This window comes from Duganella sp. 1224, from assembly GCF_013408245.1.
Lineage (GTDB): Bacteria > Pseudomonadota > Gammaproteobacteria > Burkholderiales > Burkholderiaceae_D > Rugamonas.
The window spans coordinates 941,778-960,922 of sequence record NZ_JACBYS010000001.1 but is presented as its reverse complement, the minus strand read 5'-3'; the positions used below and the strand labels follow the sequence as shown (position 1 = coordinate 960,922).

Here is a 19,145-nt window from a genome sequence, read left to right as displayed (position 1 = left end):
ATGAATAATATGACCGACCTGGGCGAACAACTGGATGCCAAGGTGCTGCTATCGACGTTGATGGCGCTGAAAAAAGGAGACTTTTCGGTGCGCATGCCATCCGACTGGATCGGCATGGCCGGCAAGATCGCCGACACGCTGAACGACATCATCGACACCAAGGCGCGCATGGTGCGCGAGGTAACGGAGGTCAGCCGCGTGGTCGGCCGCGAGGGCCGGCTGACGCAGCGCGCCGAAATGACCAACACCACCGGCGGCTGGGCCACGATTCTCAGCTCGGTCAACACGCTGATCGACGACCTGGTGCGCCCGACCTCGGAAATGGCGCGCGTGATCGGCGCCGTGGCCAAGGGCGACCTGTCGCAGACCATGGCGCTGGAGGTCGACGGCCACCCGCTGAAAGGCCAGTACCTGCGCGCGGCCATGACCGCCAACACCATGGTGGAGCAGCTGTCGTCCTTCTCGTCCGAAGTGACGCGCGTGGCGCGCGAGGTCGGCACCGAGGGCAAGCTGGGCGGCCAGGCGCAGGTGAAAGGCGTGGCCGGCACGTGGAAGGACTTGACCGACTCGGTGAACTCGATGGCGGGTAACCTGACCTCGCAGGTGCGTAACATCGCCGAGGTGACCACCGCCGTGGCCAACGGCGACTTGTCGAAGAAAATCACGGTGGACGTGCGCGGCGAGATCCTGCAACTGAAGGACACCATCAACGTGATGGTGGACCAGCTGCGCTCCTTCGCCTCCGAAGTGACGCGCGTGGCGCGCGAGGTGGGCACCGAGGGCAAGCTGGGCGGCCAGGCCTACGTGCCGGGCGTGGGCGGCACGTGGAAGGACTTGACCGACAACGTGAACTTCATGGCCTCCAACCTGACGGGCCAGGTGCGTAACATCGCGGCGGTGACGACGGCGGTGGCGAACGGCGACTTGTCGAAGAAAATCACGGTGGACGTCAAGGGCGAGATTCTCGAACTGAAAAACACCATCAACGTGATGGTGGACCAGCTGTCCTCGTTCGCCTCCGAGGTGACCCGCGTGGCGCGCGAGGTGGGTACGGAGGGCAAGCTGGGCGGCCAGGCGCAGGTGAAAGGCGTGGCCGGCACGTGGAAGGACTTGACCGACTCGGTGAACTCGATGGCGGGTAACCTGACGGGCCAGGTGCGTAACATCGCGGACGTGACCACCGCCGTGGCCAACGGCGACTTGTCCAAGAAAATCACGGTGGACGTGAAGGGCGAAATTCTGGAACTGAAAAACACCATCAACGTGATGGTGGACCAATTGAACTCCTTCGCTTCCGAGGTGACGCGCGTGGCGCGCGAGGTGGGCACGGAAGGTAAGCTGGGCGGCCAGGCCAACGTGCCCGGCGTGGCCGGCACGTGGAAGGACTTGACCGACGGCGTGAACTCGATGGCGGGTAACCTGACTGGCCAGGTGCGTAACATCGCCGACGTGACCACCGCCGTGGCCAACGGCGACCTGTCGAAGAAAATCACGGTGGACGTCAAGGGCGAGATTCTCGAACTGAAAAACACCATCAACGTGATGGTGGACCAGTTGTCCTCCTTCGCGTCCGAGGTGACGCGGGTGGCACGCGAGGTGGGCACCGAAGGCAAGCTGGGTGGCCAGGCGTATGTGCCGGGCGTCGGCGGCACCTGGAAGGACTTGACCGACAACGTGAACTTCATGGCCTCCAACCTGACCGGCCAGGTGCGTAACATCGCGGCGGTGACGACGGCGGTGGCGCGCGGCGACTTGTCGAAAAAGATTACGGTGGACGTCAAGGGCGAGATCCTGGAGCTGAAAGACACCATCAACGTGATGGTGGACCAGCTGTCCTCCTTCGCTTCCGAAGTGACGCGCGTGGCGCGCGAGGTGGGTACGGAAGGTAAGCTGGGCGGCCAGGCCAACGTGTCCGGCGTGGCCGGCACCTGGAAAGACTTGACCGAAAACGTCAACCAGCTGGCGGCAAACCTGACCAACCAGGTGCGCGCGATCGCGGAAGTGGCAACCGCCGTGACGCGCGGCGACTTGTCGCGTTCCATCCAGGTGGAGGCGCGCGGCGAGGTGTCCTACCTGAAGGACAACATCAACGAGATGATCCGTAACCTGAAGGACACCACGCTGAAGAACGCGCAGCAGGACTGGCTGAAGACCAACCTGGCGCGCTTCACCCGCCTGCTGCAGGGCCAGCGCGACCTGCAGGCGGTGACCAAGCTGATTCTGTCCGAACTGGCGCCGCTGGTGTCCGCCCACCACGGCGTGTTCTACATGATGGACTCGCAGGAGTCCGACGCCCGCCTGCGCATGATCGCCAGCTACGGCTACCGTTCCAGCCGCAAGCTGCCGACCTCCTTCCTGCCGGGCGAGGGCCTGGTGGGCCAGTGCGCGCTGGAGAAGGTGCGTATCTGGCTGACCGACGTGCCGCGCGATTACATCGTGGTGTCGTCCGGCCTGGGCGCGGCGCCGCCGACCAACATCGTGGTGCTGCCTATCCTGTTCGAACAGCAGGTCAAGGCGGTGATCGAGATCGCGTCGCTGGACCGCTTCACCGAAACCCACCTGTCCTTCCTCGACCAGCTGATGGAATCGATCGGCGTGGTGCTGAACACCATCGAGGCAAACAGCCGCACCGAATCGCTGCTGACGCAGTCGCAGTCGCTGGCGCAGGAACTGCAGCAGACCAACCAGGAGCTGGCGGAAAAAGCGCGCCTGCTGTCCGAGCAGAATATCGAGGTGGAGCGCAAGAACCGCGAGGTGGAACAGGCCAAACTGGCGCTGGAAGAAAAAGCCACGCAGCTGGCGCTGTCGTCCAAGTACAAGTCCGAGTTCCTGGCCAATATGTCGCACGAGCTGCGCACGCCATTGAACTCGCTGCTGATCCTGGCGCAGCAGCTGGGCGACAACCCGGACGGCAACCTGTCCGGCAAGCAGGTGGAATTCGCCAAGACCATCCACGGCTCCGGCTCCGACCTGCTGACGCTGATCAATGACATTCTGGACCTGTCGAAGATCGAGTCCGGTACCGTGACGCTGGACGTGTCGGAGTACCGCTTCCAGAACCTGCGCAACTACGTCGACCGCACCTTCCGCCACATGGCGGAGGCCAAGCACCTGGGCTTCTCGGTGGAGCTGAAGGACAATCTGCCGACCGCCATGATGACCGACACCACGCGCCTGCAGCAGGTGCTGAAAAACCTGCTGTCCAACGCCTTCAAGTTCACCACCCACGGCCAGGTATCGCTGGTCATCAGCCTGGTGAACAGCGGCTTCACCAGCGACCACCCCAACCTGCTGCACGCGGACGCCGTGCTGTCGTTCGCGGTCAGCGACACCGGCGTCGGCATCGCGTCGGACAAGCTGCAGCTGATCTTCGAAGCGTTCCAGCAGGCCGACGGCTCGACCGCCCGCAAATACGGCGGCACCGGTCTGGGCCTGTCGATTTCGCGCGAGCTGGCGCGCCTGCTGGGCGGCGAGATCCGCGTGGAGTCGGTGGTCGGCAGTGGTTCGACCTTCACGCTGTTCCTGCCGTATAACCGCGCGGGCTTCATCAATTACGACACCGGCCGCCAGCCGCAGGTGCGCCTGCCGGCGCCATCGCCGCAAATCGTCTACACGCCGCCGGCGCAGAGCGAACTGGTACTGGTGGACCACAGCACCACCATCGAGCTCGATGCGGACCTGAACGAATACAGCGGCAGCGATGACCGCGGCCTGGTGGCGCCGGGCGATCCGTCGGTGCTGATCATCGAGGACGACGAGCGCTTCTCGCAGATCGTGCTGGGCTTCGCGCGCGAGAAGAACTTCAAGGGCATCGTCACCATGCAGGGCGACTCGGCCCTGAGCCTGGCGCGCGATTACCTGCCGTCGGCCATCCTGCTCGACCTGGACCTGCCGGACATCGACGGCTTCACGGTGCTGGACCGCCTGAAACGCGACCCGAGCACGCGCCACATCCCGGTGCACGTGATGTCGTCGCTGCGCGAACGCGAACGCGCGCTGCGCCTGGGCGCCATCTCCTACCTGAACAAGCCGGTCAGCAAGGAAGCCTTGCAAGAAGAGTTCTCGCGCATCCAGAAGTTCCTGCTGGGCGGCAAGCGCAGCCTGCTGGTGGTGGACGACGAGGAAGCGCAGCGCAACTCCATCATCGCGCTGATCGGCGATGCCGACATCCACATCGTGGCGGTCGATACCGGCCAGGCGGCGCTGGACGCGCTGCGCGAACAGCACTTCGACTGCATGGTGCTGGACCTGACGCTGCCGGACATCAGCGGCTTCGACCTGCTGGACATCATCGGCAAGGATGAATCGCTGCGCGACGTGCCGATCGTGATCAACACCGCCAAGGATCTGAACCGCAAGGAAGTGGCCAAGCTCAAACGCTATGCCAAGACCATCGTCATCAAGGACGCGCGCTCGCCCGAGCGCCTGCTGGACGAAACGGCGCTGTTCCTGCACCGCTCGCAGGCCAGCCTGCCGGAGGCGCAGCGCAAGATGCTGGAGGAGATCCACGCGGCCGAAGGCGGCCTGGCCGGCCGCAAGGTGCTGATCGTCGACGATGACCTGCGCAACATCTTCGCGCTGTCGTCGCTGCTGGAGCGCCAGCAGATGCACGTGCTGTTCGCCGAAAACGGCCGCGATGGCATCGAGGTGCTGGAGCGCGATCCGACCATCGAGATCGTCCTGATGGACATCATGATGCCGGAGATGGACGGCTACGACACCATGCGCGCCATCCGCCGCATTCCCAAATTCAGGTCGCTGCCGATCATCACCCTGACGGCCAAGGCGATGAAGGGCGACCGTGATAAATGTATCGCGGCCGGCGCGTCCGACTACATCACCAAGCCGGTGGACGTGGCGCAGTTGCTGTCGCTGATGCGCGTGTGGCTGCACTGACATGACGTCGCTGCTCTCCACCATCAAGGCGGCATTGCGCGGCGTGGATGAGGAACCGTCCGATCCGCCGCTGCCGGCCCTGCCGCCGCAGCCCACCAGCGTGCCGGTGATTGTCTCCGCCGGCGGCGCCGCGCGGCGCCACTCGCCGTCGTCGGTGGAGGAACTCGAACTGGAGCTGCTGCTGGAGGCGCTGTTCCAGTGCCACGGCTACGACTTCCGCGGCTACGAGCGCGCGGTGGTGGCGCGCAAGGTGCAGGCCTTGCGGCTGCATCTCGGCCTGTCCACCATCTCGGCGCTGCAATCGCGCGTGCTGCACGACGAGGAAACCTACCACGCCCTGCTGCGCGCGCTGTACGTGGAACCGGCGCTGATGTTCGACAACGCGCAGGAAGTGTCGATGTTGCGGCTGTCGCTGGGCGTGTGCCTGCACGGCGCCGCGCTGCCGCGCGTATGGCTGGCCGATTGCGCCGGCGCGCAGCAGGCCTGGACGCTGGCCATCCTGCTGGAACAGGAACAGCTGGCGCCGCGCACCGAAATCTACGCCACCTTCGCCAGCGACACCATGCTGGCCGATGCCCGGCAGGCCAGCCTGCCGATGGCGCGCCTCGGCGAACTGCAGGCCAACTACCTGCGTGGCGGCGGCGTGGGCAAGCTGATTGATTATTTCGATGTCAGCGCCGACGGCCTGCACGCGGTGCTCAAGCCGCACCTGGCCAGCCGCATCACCTGGGCGCAATACAACCTGGTGACGGACGCTTCGTTCAACGAATTCCAGATGATCCTCGGCCACCGCGCCCTGCCCGACTTCGGGCCGCTGCTGCGCCGGCGCGTGCTGCAGCTATTCGACGACAGCCTGGCGCCGTTCGGCATGCTGGCCGTGGACCGGCCGCTGGACGACCACGATCCGCTGTCGCGCCACTACAAGCCGATCCTGGCGCACCAGTCCTGGTACAAGCGCGTGGCCTGACCCGCCGTCAGCAAGCGGCGCTGGGCCGTTCGGCGATGCGGTCGCGCCACGACTGCAGGTGGGCCATGCCCTCCTGCCCCGGACGGAATTTCATCAGCCCGCGCGCGAACTCCAGCGCGCAAAACGCCGTGATGTCGGCAATGGTGAAGCGCTGCCCCGCCACAAACGGCTGCGCGGCCAAGGCCTGGTCCAGCCAGCGCGCGATGTCGCGCATCTTTTCCGCCTGCGCCGCGCCATAGTCGGGAAACTGCGGCTGCTCCAGCGCCGCCAGGCCGGGATGCACATGCCGGATCGCGTTGGCGGCGCCGAGAAACAGGTGCAGCTCCACGCGCCGGTCCGCCATCTCGATAAAGGCCCGCTCGTCGTAGCCCTCGCCCATCAGGTTGGGCTCGGGCGCATACCCTTCCAGCCAGGTGCAGATGGCGCGCGTCTCGCACAGCACGCGGCCATCGTCCAGCTCCAGCGCCGGCACCCGGCCCAGCGGATTGCGCGCCAGGTACTCGGCGCTGCGATGCTGCCCGGCGCCCAGGTCAATCTGCACCTGCTCGATGCCGGCAATGCCCTTTTCGGCGATGAACATGGCCACCCGGCGCGGATTCGGCGCCCGCGCGGCGGTGTAGAGCTTCATCGCGACTGGCCCCGTTCCAGCATGCTGCTGGCGGTGGTCGGGTTGGGACGCTCGGCGCGCGGCGGCAGCAGAATCCCGCGCTGCACGGCCGGCCGCGCGGCGATCGCCGCCAGCCAGCGTTGCAGATGCGGCAGATCGTCGACCGTCACGCCGGACCACTCGTGGGTGTGCACCCAGGCCCAGTTGGCGATGTCGGCGATCGAATACTCGCCGGCCAGGTACTCGTGTTGCGCCAGGTGCGCGTCCAGCACGCGCAACAGGCGCTTGCTCTCGCCCTGATAACGGTCGATGGCCGGCTGGATCTTCTCCGGGAAATAGCGGTGGAACACATTGGCCTGCCCCATCATCGGGCCGATGCCGCCCATCTGGAACATCAGCCATTGCAGCACCTGCGAGCGGCCCCTGGCATCGGTGGGCATCAACTCGCCGGTCTTCTCGGCCAGGTAGATCAGGATGGCGCCGGACTCGAACACGGCGAAATTGTCCTCGGCGCGGTCGACAATGGCCGGGATGCGGCCGTTGGGATTGATCGCCAGGAACCAGGGTTGCTTCTGCTCGCCGGCCATCAGGTCCAGCGTGTGCAGCGTGTAAGTCAGCTCCAGCTCTTCCAGCGCGATGGAGACTTTGTGGCCGTTGGGAGTGGCCGCTGTGTACAAATCGATCATGTCTGTGCCTTTTGCCTGGTGAACGTAGCCAGATCATAATCCCATTTGGGATTTGACAGCGCCCGCGCTTCGCCGTAGATTGCACGCTTGCCCAAAAGGCCAACATTTCAAAGGAAAAGCATGCAACGCAGTTTGATTTCGCTCGCCGTCATGGCGCTGCTGGGATTGTCCGCCGGCGCCCCCACCCTGGCCGCTGCACCTGCCGCGAAAGCCGCGCAGGTCACCACCCAGCTCCCGCGCACGGCCGTGCCGACGCACTACGCCCTGTCGCTGACGCCCGACGCGGCCAACAGCCGCTTCAGCGCCACCGTGACGATCGCGCTCGATGTCAAACAAACCACCAGCAGCCTGACCCTGAACGCCGCCGACCTGAAATTCAGCGCCGCCGCCCTCAGCGCCGGTCCGGGCAAGGCGCCGCAAGCGGCCAGCAAGATCGACGTCGACAACGACAAGCAGACCGCCACCTTCCACTTTGCCGACGCGCTCAAGCCGGGCAGCTACCAGCTCAAGCTGGACTACACCGGCGTGATCGGCACCCAGGCTTCCGGCCTGTTCTCGCTGGACTATGAAAACGGCGGCGCCAAGCAGCGCGCGCTGTACACCCAGTTCGAGAACTCGGACGCGCGCCGCATGATCCCGTCGTGGGACGAGCCGTTCTACAAGGCCACCTTCGCGCTGGAGGCCACCATCCCGGCCGGCCAGATGGCGGTGTCCAACATGCCGGTGACCTCCACCACCAAGCTGGCCGACGGGCGCGAACTGGTGCGCTTTGCCACTTCGCCCAAGATGTCGACCTACCTGCTGTTCTTCGGCCTGGGCGAATTCGAACGCGCCACCGCCGTGCAGGACGGCGTGGAACTGGGCGTGGTCACGCAGAAAGGCGCGCTGGGCCAGGCCCAGTTTGCGCTGGACTCGTCGCGCGACGTGCTGAAAGAGTACAACGACTACTTCGGCGTGAAGTATCCGCTGCCAAAACTGGACAACATCGCCGCGCCGGGCCGCAGCCAGTTCTTCAGCGCGATGGAAAACTGGGGCGCCATCTTCACCTTCGAAAACTCGATCCTGCTGAACCCGCGCGTGGCGACGCAGTCGGACAAGGAAGCCTCGTTCCTGGTGGCCGCGCACGAAATGGCGCACCAGTGGTTCGGCGACCTGGTGACGATGGCGTGGTGGGACGACCTGTGGCTGAACGAGGGCTTCGCCACCTGGATGGAAACCCGCACCACCACCCGCCTGCACCCGGAATGGAATTGGGACCTGCGCACCGTCGGCATCCGCGAAGGCGCGATGGAGCTGGACGCGCTGGCCACCACCCACCCGGTGGTGCAGCGCATCGCCACCGTGGAGCAAGCCAGCCAGGCGTTCGACAACATCACCTACAGCAAGGGCGCATCGGTGATCCGCATGCTGGAGAACTATGTGGGCGAAGATGCGTGGCGCGCCGGCGTGCGCAGCTACATGGCCAAGCATGCCTACGGCAACACGGTGTCGGACGACCTGTGGCGCGAAGTGGAAAAGGCCGCGCACAAACCGGTCACCGCCATCGCCCACGACTTCACGCTGCAACCGGGCGTGCCGCTGATCCGCGTGGCGGACGCCGTCTGCAAGAACGGCAAGACCACCATCCAGCTGACGCAGGGTGAGTTCAGCAAGGACCAGGACAACAAGAAGCCATTGAGCTGGCGCGTGCCGGTGATCGCGCAGACCATCGGCAACGCCAGCGCGCGCACGCTGGTCAGCGGCGGCAAGGGTTCGCTGACGCTGCCGGGTTGCGGCGCGGTGCTGGTCAACGCCGACCAGACCGGCTACTACCGCACGCTGTACACGCCGAAGGCCTTCGGCGCGCTGGCCGGCAGCTTCGCCAGCATGTCGACCATCGACCAACTGGGCCTGCTGTCGGAAAGCTGGGCCATGGGCCTGGCCGGCCTGATGCCGGCGTCGAGCTTCATGGACCTGGCCAACAACGCGCCGGCCAACGCCGCGCCGGAAGTGTGGCAGAAAATCGCCGGCACGCTGGCCGGCCTGCACGACAGCTACGAGGGCAAGCCGGAACAGCGCGCGGCGCTGGACCGCTTCGCGCGCGCCAAGCTGGCGCCGGTGCTGGCGCGCATCGGCTGGGAAGCGTCCAAGGACGAAGCGGGTCCGGTGGCCAATCTGCGCGAGACGCTGATTGTGGCGCTGGGCGAAGTGGGCGACGAAGGCGTGATCGCCGAGGCGCGCCGCCGTTATGCCGCATCGGCCACCGATCCATCGGCGATGCCGGCCGCGCTGCGCCAGCCGATTCTGGGCGTGATCGCCGCCAACGCAGACGTCGCGACCTGGGACCAGCTGCGCGCCGCCGCCAAGGCCGAGCAATCGAACCTGATCAAGTCGCAGCTGTACGATCTGCTGGGCGCCGCCAGCGACAAGGCGCTGGCCCAGCGCGCGCTGGACCTGGCGCTGACCGATGAACCGGATGCCACCGCCGGCGCCTCGATCATCAGCCACGTCGCCAGCAACCACCCGGACCTGGCGTTTGACTACGCCCTGTCGCACCGCGAGCAGGTGGAAAAGATTGTCGATGGCGCCTCGCGCAGCCGCTACTTCCCGGGCCTAGGCCGCCGTTCGGCCGATCCGGCGATGATCGGCAAGCTGCAGGCGTACGCCAAGGACAATCTGCCGCCAGAGGCGCAGGGCGACGTCAAACGGGCGATTTCGGCGATCGAGTACCGCATCAAGGTGCGCACCCAGCGCCTGCCGCAGATTACCGACTGGCTGAAACAGCACGCGGTATAAGCAAAAAAAAACCAGCGTCATCGCAAGATGATGCTGGTCGCAAAACGCTCGAGAGCGTGGGGATGTCCGGATGTCCGCCGACTATGGTGTCGTCTGGACTGAATTTGTGCCGGGCTTAATAGGTCCGGCAACCTGGCGCTTGGCTTAGCCTCGCGCTATGGGTGCTACTTTGCCACCGATCGGCAAGCGCAGGCTTAGGAGTTCATTAAGAATGGGGGTGGTGCCGGTGTTTAAGGCCACCGGCCAGCCCGCTGAGCCATGCGCCGCGAACATCCGCGCCGTCTTGGGCCCGGAGTCGGAAGGCGCACGCTGTCACCAGCGGAAGCGATAATAAATGGACAATATGACGGCCAAATGACGAATCTGAAATCCCACCTGATCGCCACACTGTGCGCGCTGTGGACGCTGTGGACGCTGAGCGCCTGCACGCCGCTGCCGCCACCGGCCAGCGCGCCGGCGACCGCGCCCGCCGCCAAGGCACCCGCCGCCGCGCCATCCGCGCCACGGCCCGTCACGCCGGCCGCGCCGGACGCCGGCCCGCTGCTGCGCATCGATAGCGCGCAATCGCTGATCGTCGCCACCGTGCGGCGCGGCGGCATCCTGGCGCGGCTGGGCCACGATCACGTGGTGGCCAGCCATGCCATCAGCGGCACCGTCTCGCCATCGCGCAATCGCGCCGATTTCACGTTCCGCCTGGACCAGATGAACATCGATGAAGCGGACCTGCGCCGCGCCGCCGGGCTGGAAAAGCAGCCATCGGCCGACGCCATCGAAGGCACGCGCCACAACATGCTGACCAAGGTGCTGGACGCCGACCGCTATCCCGTCGTGACCGTGCACGCCGAGCGCCTGGCCGCCGGCCAGCCGCTGCAAGTGGGCATCACGCTGCACGGCGTCACGCGCACGCTGGCGATTCCGGTGGCGCTGCGTGAAGCAAATGGCGTCATCAACGTCCAGGGCACGGTCAACCTGAAGCAAACCGATTTCGGCCTGACGCCCTTCTCCGTCATGGGCGGCGCCATGTCCGTGCAGGACCAGATGGAACTGCGCTTCGACCTCACCGCCAGATAAAAAAAAGCCCACGCACTTCCGATGGTGCGTGGGCAAAAGTTTCAAATCGGGAGAGACTTGAAAGAGCAAAGACAGTATCTCAGCCGACCATGACGCCATGATGACATCGCGTCCTCCCGCACCAAATTTCTTCAGCGGGCGATGATCAGCCGCAGGCCTAGGCCGACGAACACCGCGCCGGCCACCCGGTCCATCCACTTGCCGGCGCTCGGCGTACGGTTGATCCAGGCCCCCACCGCGCCGGAAAAATAGCCCAGCAATCCAAACAGCAGTACCGCCTGCAGCGTGAACACCACGCCCAGTTGCGCGGTCTGCCACGCGGCGTCGCCGCGCGCGGCCACCACAAACTGCGGCAGGAACGACAGGAAGAACAGCACCACTTTCGGATTGATCATGTTAGCGAACAAGCCCTTGGTGAACAGCCTGCCCAGGCTTTCATCCGGCAAGGCGCCACCCTCCACGCGCGCGCCGCCACGGCTGCGCAAGGCGCCGATGCCAAGCCAGATCAGGTAAGCGCCGCCGAGCAGCTTCAAGGCCCCAAACGCCAGCGGCGAGGCCTTGATCAGCGCACTCACGCCCAGCGCCGCCAGCAGCGTGTGACTCAGGCAGCCCAGCGCGCAGCCGAGGCCAAACACCATGCCCTGGCGCCGCCCGCGCGTCATGCCCACGCTCAGCACCATCAGGTTGTCCGGCCCCGGCGAAATGGTGATCAGCATGGCGGCGCCGAGGAAACCGGCAAACTGTTCTGGTGAGATTAGCAAGATATTTTCCTGTTGCCCAAAGTCAGCATCATACCAAAGCGGCAAGTTCTCGTTTAAAATGAAGCTCACTATCCCTCACGGACGACGGCGCACGGAACACGAATGAGCAGAGCGAGCAAGATCCTTGGCCTTTCCGCATGCCTGCGCCACTATGCCCTGCTCCTGCTGCTGGCGGGCTGCTGCTTTCACGCCGACGCCGACGCCGGCGCCGCCACCATCACCACACCGATCGCCCTGAACAGCGACAGCGTCGATCTGGCCAGGGCCGGCCAGCTGTTTGCCGACCATGGCGAACCTTATCCGGTCAACGCCGCCGGCCTGCCGGCCATGCTGGCCAGGCTCAAGCCGGCGTCCAAGGTCAATCTGCTGGGCGGCAGCTACTGGCTGTACGCGGAACTGCGCAACGACAGCCGCCAGCCTTACTGGGTGATCGATCCGAACGACACGCTGATCGACATGGTCGACATCCAGATCTACGGCGAGGACGGCAGCATCCGCCAGATGCTGACCGGCTACCGCCAGCCGCATTCGTATCTGCTCCACTACGGCAAGGACGTCGACCTGCAGCCGGGCCAGCGCTACCAGGTGCTGATCCGCTTCTCCAGTCCCTACTACGCGCGCACGCCGGTGTTCTCGGTGCTGCCGCGCACCGCCTACCAGCAACTGGTGGCCGAGGAAAACGTGCTGATTATCGGCTCGGTGGGCGCGCTGCTGGCGCTCACCGTGTTCAACTTCTTCATCTACTCGATCACGCGCGACCGCTCGTCGCTGTACTACTCGATGTATGTGCTGTGCTACGCGGTGGCCTGGGGCATGACCTTCCACCTGGCGGCCGACCTGTTCGAGTGGCACGACCTGCACTGGCACTACGTACCGTTCTTCCTGCTGCCGGTGCTCAGCACGCTGTTCTACACCACCTTCCTGCGGCTGAAGGAAAACGCTCCACGCCTGTATCTGCTCAGCCGCGTCAACATCGTGCTGCCGCTGCTCACGCTGCCCAGCTGCTTCTTGGCGCTGAGCTACGCGCACACCATCGCCACCATCGTCATCACCATCTGGATGACGATGGCGCTGACCACCGGCATCGTGGTGTGGCGCGGCGGTTACTATCCGGCGCGTTTCTTCGTGCTGGGCTTCGTGGCGCTGATGGTGCCGGGGCTGATCATCCTGCCGGCCAACGTCGGCCTGATCCCGGCGCTGGTCAGCAACGCCCAGCTGTTCACGCTCCTCGGCGGCACGCTGGACGGCGTGCTGCTGGCGTTCGCGCTGGCCGACCAGATCCGCCTGCTGCGCAACAACCTGGAACAGCGGGTCAACGAGCGCACCGCCGAACTGACCGAGGCCAAGGAACATGCGGAAGTGGTCAGCCGCCACCGGATCGACTTCCTGTCGGCCATGAGCCACGACATCCGCACGCCGCTGGCCGGCGTCATCGGCATGATCAAGTTCGCCATGCGCGACCAATCGGTGCGCGGCAGGACCGAGGAGTACCTGCGCATCGGCCTGCAGAACAGCGAAGCGCTGCTGGCCATCCTCAACGACATCCTCGACTTCTCCAAGATCGACGCCGGCCGCCTGTCGATCGAAACCGTGGACTTCGACCTGATCGCGCTGATTGACGACGCCATCGGCATCCTGCAGCAGCAGGCCGACGCCAAGAGCCTGCTGCTGCGCTCCGACCTGGCGCTGGACCTGCCGCGCTACGTGCGCGGCGACCCCACGCGGCTGCGCCAGATCCTGCTTAACCTGCTGGGCAACGCCATCAAGTTCACCGACCGCGGCGAGGTGCGGCTGGACGCCTCGGCGCTGCTGCTGGCCGATGGCCACGCCAGCGTCACCTTCAACGTCAGCGACACCGGTCCCGGCATCCCGGCCGACACCTTGCCGCGGCTGTTCCAGAAATTCGAGCAGGCCGACCACTCGACCACGCGCCGCTACGGCGGCACCGGCCTCGGTCTGGCCATCTGCAAGGAGCTGGTGGAGCTGATGGGCGGCGCCATCAGCGCCGACAGCCGGGTCGGCGCCGGCTCCACCTTCAGCTTCACGCTGCCGCTGGCGCTGGGCGCGGCGCCGGCCGCCGACGCCACCGCGCTGCCGCGCAAGGAGCACCACGCCTACCGCCTCCGGGTGCTGTGCGCGGAGGACGTGCGCACCAACCAGATCATCGTCAGCACGCTGCTGGAAGGCATGGGCCACGACATCCGCATCGTCGAAAACGGCCTGCAGGCGCTGCACGCGCTGAGCACCGCCGCCTACGACCTGGTGCTGATGGACGGCCGCATGCCGATGATGGACGGCGAACAGGCCACGCGCCTGATCCGTTCCGGCGGCAGCGAGGACTACCGCGTGCTCGATCCGTCGATTCCGATCATCGCGCTGACCGCCAACGCCAGCGACCATGACCGCGCGCGCTACCTGGCGGTGGGCATGGACGGCTTCCTCAGCAAGCCGGTGGACGAGCGGCTGCTGTACGACCAGGTGGAAAAAGTCATCGCCCAGCACCTGAGCCGCGGCCGGCCGCTGCGGCCCACCGACGCGGCGCAGTTGACGGCCGAGCGGCTGCAATCGCTGGACGAGCAGTTTGGCGTGACGCCGGCCGACGCCGCCCCGGACACGGTGCGCATCATGCCGCTGGCCGGGCTGTCGCACAAGCATATCCAGCGCATCACGCAAGCCTTCCTGGACGAGGCGCCGCGCCGGCTGGAGACAGCGCGCGCGGCGGTCGTCGCCGGCAACAGCGGCGCGGCGGCGGCGGCCATCCACGCGCTCAAGGGCAGCGCCGGCTACCTGAACTCGACGCATCTGCACTCGCTGTGCCAGGAAATGGAGGCCGCCGCCAGCGCCGGCGACCTGGTGGAGGTGATCGACATGCTGCCGGACGTGGAAGCGGCGCTGGACAAAGCCTGCACCGACCTGCGCGCGGCCGCCGCCTGAAACACCGGGGTCAGTGCCGACATTCGGACATTGGGTCGCGCGCGACCCAATGTCCGAATGTCGGCACTGACCCCGGGTTCTGCACAATGTCCGAATGTCGGCACTGACCCCGGGTTCTGCAAAGTGTGGGATTTTGGGCGACAATGGAGGGCTACGTTCACCATGCATCGGATATTCCATGAATCCTCACGATAGCGCGCTGGCTGCGCGCGACGGCCTGCCGCCCGATGCGCGGCGGCTCGCCATGCTGTCGGTCGCCATCGGCGTCGGCATGGCCTCGCTCGACACCGCCATCGCCAACACCGCCCTCCCGGCCATCGCCGACCAGCTGCACACCACGCCGGCGGCCTCGGTCTGGATCGTCAACGTGTACCAACTGGCCATGGTGGCCACGCTGCTGCCGTTCGCCGCGCTGGGTGAGGTGATCAGCTACCGGCGCGTGTGCCTGTTCGGCCTGACCGTGTTCACCATCGCCTCGCTGGCCTGCGCGCTGGCGTGGTCGCTGCCGTCGCTGGTGGTGGCGCGGCTGTTCCAGGGCGTGGGCGCGGCCGCCATGATGGGCGTGAATACCGCCATGCTGCGCGCCATCTTCCCGGCCGCGCTGCAGGGGCGCGGCTTCGGCCTCAACGCGCTGGTGGTGGCGGTGGGCTTCGCGGTCGGCCCCACGGCGGCGTCGCTGATCCTGGCCGCCGCCTCGTGGCCCTGGCTGTTCGCCATCAACGTGCCGCTGGGCGTGATCGCCGTGCTGCTGGGCCGCCGCGCGCTGCCGCACACCGCGCGCGCCAGCCACAAGGTCGACGCGCCCACCGCCCTGCTCAACGTGTTCGCCTTCGGCCTGCTGATACTGACCTTCGGCGACGCCGCCCACCAGGAGGGCTGGCACAAGCTGGCGCCGGAACTGATCGCCACGGCGGTGTTCTTTGCCCTGCTGCTGCGCCGCCAGGCCGGCCACGCCGCGCCGATGCTGCCGGTGGACCTGTTCAAGCGGCCGCTGTTCGCCTTGTCGGCGCTGACCGCCGTGTGCACCTTCGGCGCGCAGGGCCTGGCCTTCGTCTCGCTGCCGTTTTATTTCGAGCACACGCTGGGCCGCTCGCCGATTGAAACCGGCTTCCTGATGACGCCATGGGCGGTGCTGGTGGCGGTGATGGCGCCGATCGCCGGCCGCCTGAGCGACCGCTATCCGCCCGGCGCGCTGGGCGGCATCGGCACCGCCATCCTGTCCTCCGGCCTGGTGGCCATGCTGCTGCTGCCGCCCAGCCCCACGGTGATCGACATCGGCTGGCGCATGGCGTGGTGCGGCATCGGTTTCGGCTTCTTCCAGGCGCCCAACCTGAAAGCCATCATGGGCAGCGCGCCGCCGTCGCGCGCGGGCGGCGCCAGCGGCATCGTCGCCACCGCGCGGCTGATCGGCCAGGCCACCGGCGCGGCGCTGGTGGCGTACTGCTTCACGCTGTCGCCGGTGCGCGGCACCTCGTACGCGCTGATCCTGGCGGCGGCGTTCGCGGCGGTGGGCTGCGTGGCGAGCTTCTCGCGGCTGGTGGTGCGGCAGAGCCCCTGACCAGCGGTCAAGCGTGAGCCGCGCCGGCGCGGACGCTGTTACAATCTTTATCACATCTTCAGGAGATTGCAGCATGTCCAACCGTACGCTTATTCTGACCGATACGCTGTATGACTATGTGCTCGGCCATTCGCTGCGCGAGCATCCGGCGCAAGCCGCGTTGCGCGCCGCCACCCGCGGCCATGAGCGCGCCAGCATGCAGATCTCGCCCGAGCAGGGTCAGTTCATGGCGTTGCTGGTCAAGCTGATGGGCGCGCGCAACGCCATCGAGGTGGGCGTGTTCACCGGCTACAGCGCGCTGTCGGTCGCGCTGGCGCTGCCGCCGGAAGGCAGGCTGGTGGCGTGCGACATCAGCGACGAGTACACCAGCGTCGCCAGGCCGTTCTGGCAGCAGGCTGGCGTGGCCGACAAGATCGACCTGCGCCTGGCGCCGGCCCAGGACACGCTGCAGTCGCTGCTCAACGACGGCGAGGCCGGGCTGTACGACTTTGCCTTCATCGACGCCGACAAGGTCGGCTACGACGGCTACTACGAGGCCTGCCTGCAACTGCTGCGCCCCGGCGGCCTGATTGTGCTGGACAACACGCTGCGCGACGGCCGCGTCGCCATGCGCGCCGAGGACCCGGATACCGCTGCCCTGCAGGCGCTCAACATCAAGCTGCGCGAAGACCTGCGCGTCGACCTGTCGATGCTGCCCATCAGCGACGGCGTAACGCTGGCACGCAAGCGCTGACCGCCAGCGCGGCGCGTGCCCGCCACCCGGCTACTTCGGCCGCGCCGGCGTGATCGCCTCATCCGGCTTGTGCAGCGCGCCCTGGCGCAACTGGCCGACCGCCGCCGCCACCGAGCGCGCCACATTGCGCACCTCTTCCTGGAAGGCCTCGTCCTTGTCGAGCGTGGCGTGGCTGTCGGCGTACGATTCGTAGTAGCCGACATAGCGGTCCAGCGCCGACTGCTTGCCGGCATCGATCAAGCCCATCCAGTCCAGCCAGTCGGCCAGGTTGCGGCGCAGGCTTTCGGTGCCGGCCACGTCGCCGTGCACCACCAGGCCATAGGCGCGGCCGGCCAGGTGCTTGGGATAGTCCCAGCCCTTGAGCTCCAGCGCCTTGGCCTCGGCAGCTTTTTTGCCATGCGTGGTGGTGGGATCGGGATTGCCGCCGTCGGCGCACACCAGCCGGTCGATCATCAGCTTGAGCACCGACGGCGCCTGATACCAGTAGGTCGGCGTCAGGATGATGACGCCGTGCGCGGCCACCCACTTCTCGTAAATTTCCGCCATCCAGTCGTTGACCTGGCGTTCGCCGTGATTGGGATAGCAGCTGCACGGCCAGTGGCACAGCGGCATGGCGGTCGAGACGCAGCCCTTGCACGGATGGATGTGCAGGTCGTAGCCGGAGATGAGCTGGCTCAGGTCCAGCACATCCACCTCGATCTGCGCCGCTTCCAGCACTTCCTTCGCCCATAGGCTCATGCGGAAGGTCTTGGAAATCTCGCCGGGACAGCTGCCGTCATTGCGCGCCGCGCCGATGATCAGCAACACGCGGGAGCGCGTCTGCGGATCCTTCTGCCGCTGTTCGGCCACCAGCAGGCGGTCGCGCGTGGCCTTCCATTCCACCGACAGATCGTAATCCGGGTCGGCAAACTCGCTGCCGGCCTTCTGCGTGACCGGCGACTTGCGGCCGTCCTGGTAATTCTTCCAGGCGATTTCCTCGACCTGCGCCAGCGCCGCCTGCACCGGCTCAAACGTCGGGTCGGTGAACGAGCGCATGAACTGCAGATGAAACTCCTGGCGCGCCAGCGGCTGCGGCGCCTGTCCTTGTCGTACTTCGGGCATGTGGCCTCCTTTGTTCTGGACAGCTTGGCATGCCGCAGGGTCGCGCTCCGTTCGCTCACGCACACTCCTACAGGGGCACGGCATGTGCGCCTACGGCCTGCGCGACAACACGGGCTTAGCATAGCGCTACATTGTTTTGACAAGGAGACGCATCATGAGCCAACCCAATAAGCCCGATCCGCGCGGCTTCAAGCCCGGCGCCAACATGCCGCAAGAAGGCTACGATCCCAAGACCCAGGGCATGTCGCAAAGCGGCAATCACGCCACCGGCCATCCGGGCAACGACACGCCGCACACCAACCAGCAGAGCGCCGCCGCGGCAGCCACCGCCGCCACGCACCGCGACAAGAAGGCCGGCGCGCGCGGCGACGATTATAGCGACAGCAACCGCGCCGACAAACAATCGGGCAACCGCTGATTCCAGTTTACTGGACGTGGATTTCCTGTAAAATGGAAATCCATGGACATCAATCTTTTGATCGCCCGCCGCGTGCGGGAATTGCGCGACAGCCAAAGCCTGTCGCTGGAGGCGCTGGCCACGCGCAGTGGCGTCAGCCGCTCCAACATCTCGCTGATTGAACGCGGCGAGAGCAGCCCCACGGCGGCGGTGCTGGACAAACTGGCCAGCGCGCTGGGCGTGGCGCTGGCTTCCCTGTTCGAAGACAAGGATGGCGACAGCGCGCCGTCGCCGGTGGCGCGCGTGGCCGAGCAGCCGGTATGGACCGATCCCGGTTCCGGCTACATGCGCCGCAGCCTGTCGCCGTCCGCGCCGTCGCCGCTGCAACTGGTGGATGTGGTATTCCCCGCCGGTCAGCGCGTGGCCTATGACAGCGTGCCGCACAACGCCGACATTCACCAGCAGGTATGGATGATCGAGGGCGCGATGGAGATCAGCGTCGGCGATCAGCAATGGCGGCTGGCCGCCGGCGACACGCTGGCCATGCGGCTGGATCGCCACATCGTCTATCACAACCCGACCAGCCAGCAGGCGCGCTATCTCGTGGCGCTGGTCACCGCCGCCCGGAGGACCGCATGAGCGCGAGCCGCGACGCCAGC

Annotated in this window: 13 protein-coding genes; 9 read left to right on the top strand and 4 right to left on the bottom strand. The window is 66.4% G+C overall.

The window, feature by feature from the left end; translation table 11 throughout:
* Both FHW58_RS04385 and FHW58_RS04380 read left to right on the top strand, forming a co-directional pair.
* Positions 1–4,896 carry a HAMP domain-containing protein gene (locus tag FHW58_RS04385; RefSeq protein ID WP_179671825.1) on the top strand — a complete coding sequence of 1,632 codons (4,896 nt, stop codon included), beginning with the start codon at positions 1–3 and terminating at the stop codon, positions 4,894–4,896.
* A gap of 1 nt (position 4,897) precedes the next feature.
* Positions 4,898–5,863, top strand: a complete 966-nt coding sequence (locus FHW58_RS04380; protein WP_179671824.1) for a CheR family methyltransferase — start codon at positions 4,898–4,900, stop codon at positions 5,861–5,863.
* A gap of 7 nt (positions 5,864–5,870) precedes the next feature.
* On the opposite strand, the gene FHW58_RS04375 is transcribed toward FHW58_RS04380, so the two are convergent.
* Together FHW58_RS04375 and FHW58_RS04370 are read right to left on the bottom strand one after the other, a co-directional pair.
* A complete protein-coding gene (locus tag FHW58_RS04375; RefSeq protein ID WP_179671823.1) occupies positions 5,871–6,491 on the bottom strand; it encodes a glutathione S-transferase family protein in 621 nt (206 codons plus the stop codon).
* Positions 6,488–7,156 (bottom strand): glutathione S-transferase family protein, encoded by a 669-nt coding sequence (locus FHW58_RS04370; RefSeq protein WP_179671822.1) that lies wholly within the window; start codon positions 7,154–7,156, stop codon positions 6,488–6,490. Before FHW58_RS04370 ends, FHW58_RS04375 begins: the two co-directional genes overlap by 4 nt.
* 120 nt (positions 7,157–7,276) lie before the next feature.
* Between FHW58_RS04370 and FHW58_RS04365 the strand changes: the two genes are divergently transcribed.
* A complete protein-coding gene (locus FHW58_RS04365) occupies positions 7,277–9,931 on the top strand; it encodes a M1 family metallopeptidase (RefSeq protein WP_179671821.1) in 2,655 nt (884 codons plus the stop codon).
* A 354-nt stretch (positions 9,932–10,285) separates the two neighbouring features.
* Positions 10,286–11,002, top strand: coding sequence for a YceI family protein (locus tag FHW58_RS04360; RefSeq protein ID WP_179671820.1), 717 nt, complete (start codon positions 10,286–10,288; stop codon positions 11,000–11,002).
* A gap of 131 nt (positions 11,003–11,133) precedes the next feature.
* Here FHW58_RS04360 and FHW58_RS04355 read toward each other — a convergent pair whose 3' ends face one another.
* Positions 11,134–11,718, bottom strand: coding sequence for a LysE family translocator (locus FHW58_RS04355; protein ID WP_179673275.1), 585 nt, complete (start codon positions 11,716–11,718; stop codon positions 11,134–11,136).
* A 147-nt stretch (positions 11,719–11,865) separates the two neighbouring features.
* Here FHW58_RS04355 and FHW58_RS04350 point away from each other — a divergent pair, with 147 nt between their 5' ends.
* The 3 genes from FHW58_RS04350 (at position 11,866) to FHW58_RS04340 (ending at position 16,988) form a co-directional block, all read left to right on the top strand.
* Positions 11,866–14,697 carry a hybrid sensor histidine kinase/response regulator gene (locus tag FHW58_RS04350; protein ID WP_179671819.1) on the top strand — a complete coding sequence of 944 codons (2,832 nt, stop codon included), beginning with the start codon at positions 11,866–11,868 and terminating at the stop codon, positions 14,695–14,697.
* A 178-nt stretch (positions 14,698–14,875) separates the two neighbouring features.
* Positions 14,876–16,255 carry an MFS transporter gene (locus FHW58_RS04345; protein WP_179671818.1) on the top strand — a complete coding sequence of 460 codons (1,380 nt, stop codon included), beginning with the start codon at positions 14,876–14,878 and terminating at the stop codon, positions 16,253–16,255.
* A 73-nt stretch (positions 16,256–16,328) separates the two neighbouring features.
* Entirely contained in the window at positions 16,329–16,988 is a 660-nt protein-coding gene (locus FHW58_RS04340) for a class I SAM-dependent methyltransferase (RefSeq protein ID WP_179671817.1), read from the top strand.
* Positions 16,989–17,018: 30 nt separating this feature from the next.
* Here the strand turns inward: FHW58_RS04340 and FHW58_RS04335 are convergent, their stop codons facing one another.
* On the bottom strand, positions 17,019–18,089 hold the full coding sequence (locus tag FHW58_RS04335; RefSeq protein ID WP_179671816.1) for a flavodoxin family protein: 1,071 nt from the start codon (positions 18,087–18,089) through the stop codon (positions 17,019–17,021).
* Between the two features lie 154 nt (positions 18,090–18,243).
* Between FHW58_RS04335 and FHW58_RS04330 the strand changes: the two genes are divergently transcribed.
* Together FHW58_RS04330 and FHW58_RS04325 are read left to right on the top strand one after the other, a co-directional pair.
* The gene (locus tag FHW58_RS04330; protein ID WP_179671815.1) at positions 18,244–18,507 is read left to right on the top strand and encodes a hypothetical protein; all 264 of its coding nucleotides are present in this window, start codon (positions 18,244–18,246) and stop codon (positions 18,505–18,507) included.
* A 42-nt stretch (positions 18,508–18,549) separates the two neighbouring features.
* A complete protein-coding gene (locus FHW58_RS04325) occupies positions 18,550–19,125 on the top strand; it encodes a helix-turn-helix domain-containing protein (RefSeq protein ID WP_179671814.1) in 576 nt (191 codons plus the stop codon).
* Positions 19,126–19,145: the final 20 nt, after the last annotated feature.

Excerpts from the sequence above, each read along its gene's own strand:
- FHW58_RS04380 (WP_179671824.1), top strand. The coding sequence starts at position 4,898 with ATGACGTCGCTGCTCTCCACCATCAAGGCGGCATTGCGCGGCGTGGAT.
- FHW58_RS04325 (WP_179671814.1), top strand. The coding sequence starts at position 18,550 with ATGGACATCAATCTTTTGATCGCCCGCCGCGTGCGGGAATTGCGCGAC.
- FHW58_RS04365 (WP_179671821.1), top strand. The coding sequence starts at position 7,277 with ATGCAACGCAGTTTGATTTCGCTCGCCGTCATGGCGCTGCTGGGATTG.
- FHW58_RS04340 (WP_179671817.1), top strand. The coding sequence starts at position 16,329 with ATGTCCAACCGTACGCTTATTCTGACCGATACGCTGTATGACTATGTG.
- FHW58_RS04385 (WP_179671825.1), top strand. The coding sequence starts at position 1 with ATGAATAATATGACCGACCTGGGCGAACAACTGGATGCCAAGGTGCTG.
- FHW58_RS04335 (WP_179671816.1), bottom strand. The coding sequence starts at position 18,089 with ATGCCCGAAGTACGACAAGGACAGGCGCCGCAGCCGCTGGCGCGCCAG.
- FHW58_RS04360 (WP_179671820.1), top strand. The coding sequence starts at position 10,286 with ATGACGAATCTGAAATCCCACCTGATCGCCACACTGTGCGCGCTGTGG.
- FHW58_RS04355 (WP_179673275.1), bottom strand. The coding sequence starts at position 11,718 with ATGCTGATCACCATTTCGCCGGGGCCGGACAACCTGATGGTGCTGAGC.
- FHW58_RS04350 (WP_179671819.1), top strand. The coding sequence starts at position 11,866 with ATGAGCAGAGCGAGCAAGATCCTTGGCCTTTCCGCATGCCTGCGCCAC.
- FHW58_RS04345 (WP_179671818.1), top strand. The coding sequence starts at position 14,876 with ATGAATCCTCACGATAGCGCGCTGGCTGCGCGCGACGGCCTGCCGCCC.
- FHW58_RS04375 (WP_179671823.1), bottom strand. The coding sequence starts at position 6,491 with ATGAAGCTCTACACCGCCGCGCGGGCGCCGAATCCGCGCCGGGTGGCC.
- FHW58_RS04370 (WP_179671822.1), bottom strand. The coding sequence starts at position 7,156 with ATGATCGATTTGTACACAGCGGCCACTCCCAACGGCCACAAAGTCTCC.
- FHW58_RS04330 (WP_179671815.1), top strand. The coding sequence starts at position 18,244 with ATGAGCCAACCCAATAAGCCCGATCCGCGCGGCTTCAAGCCCGGCGCC.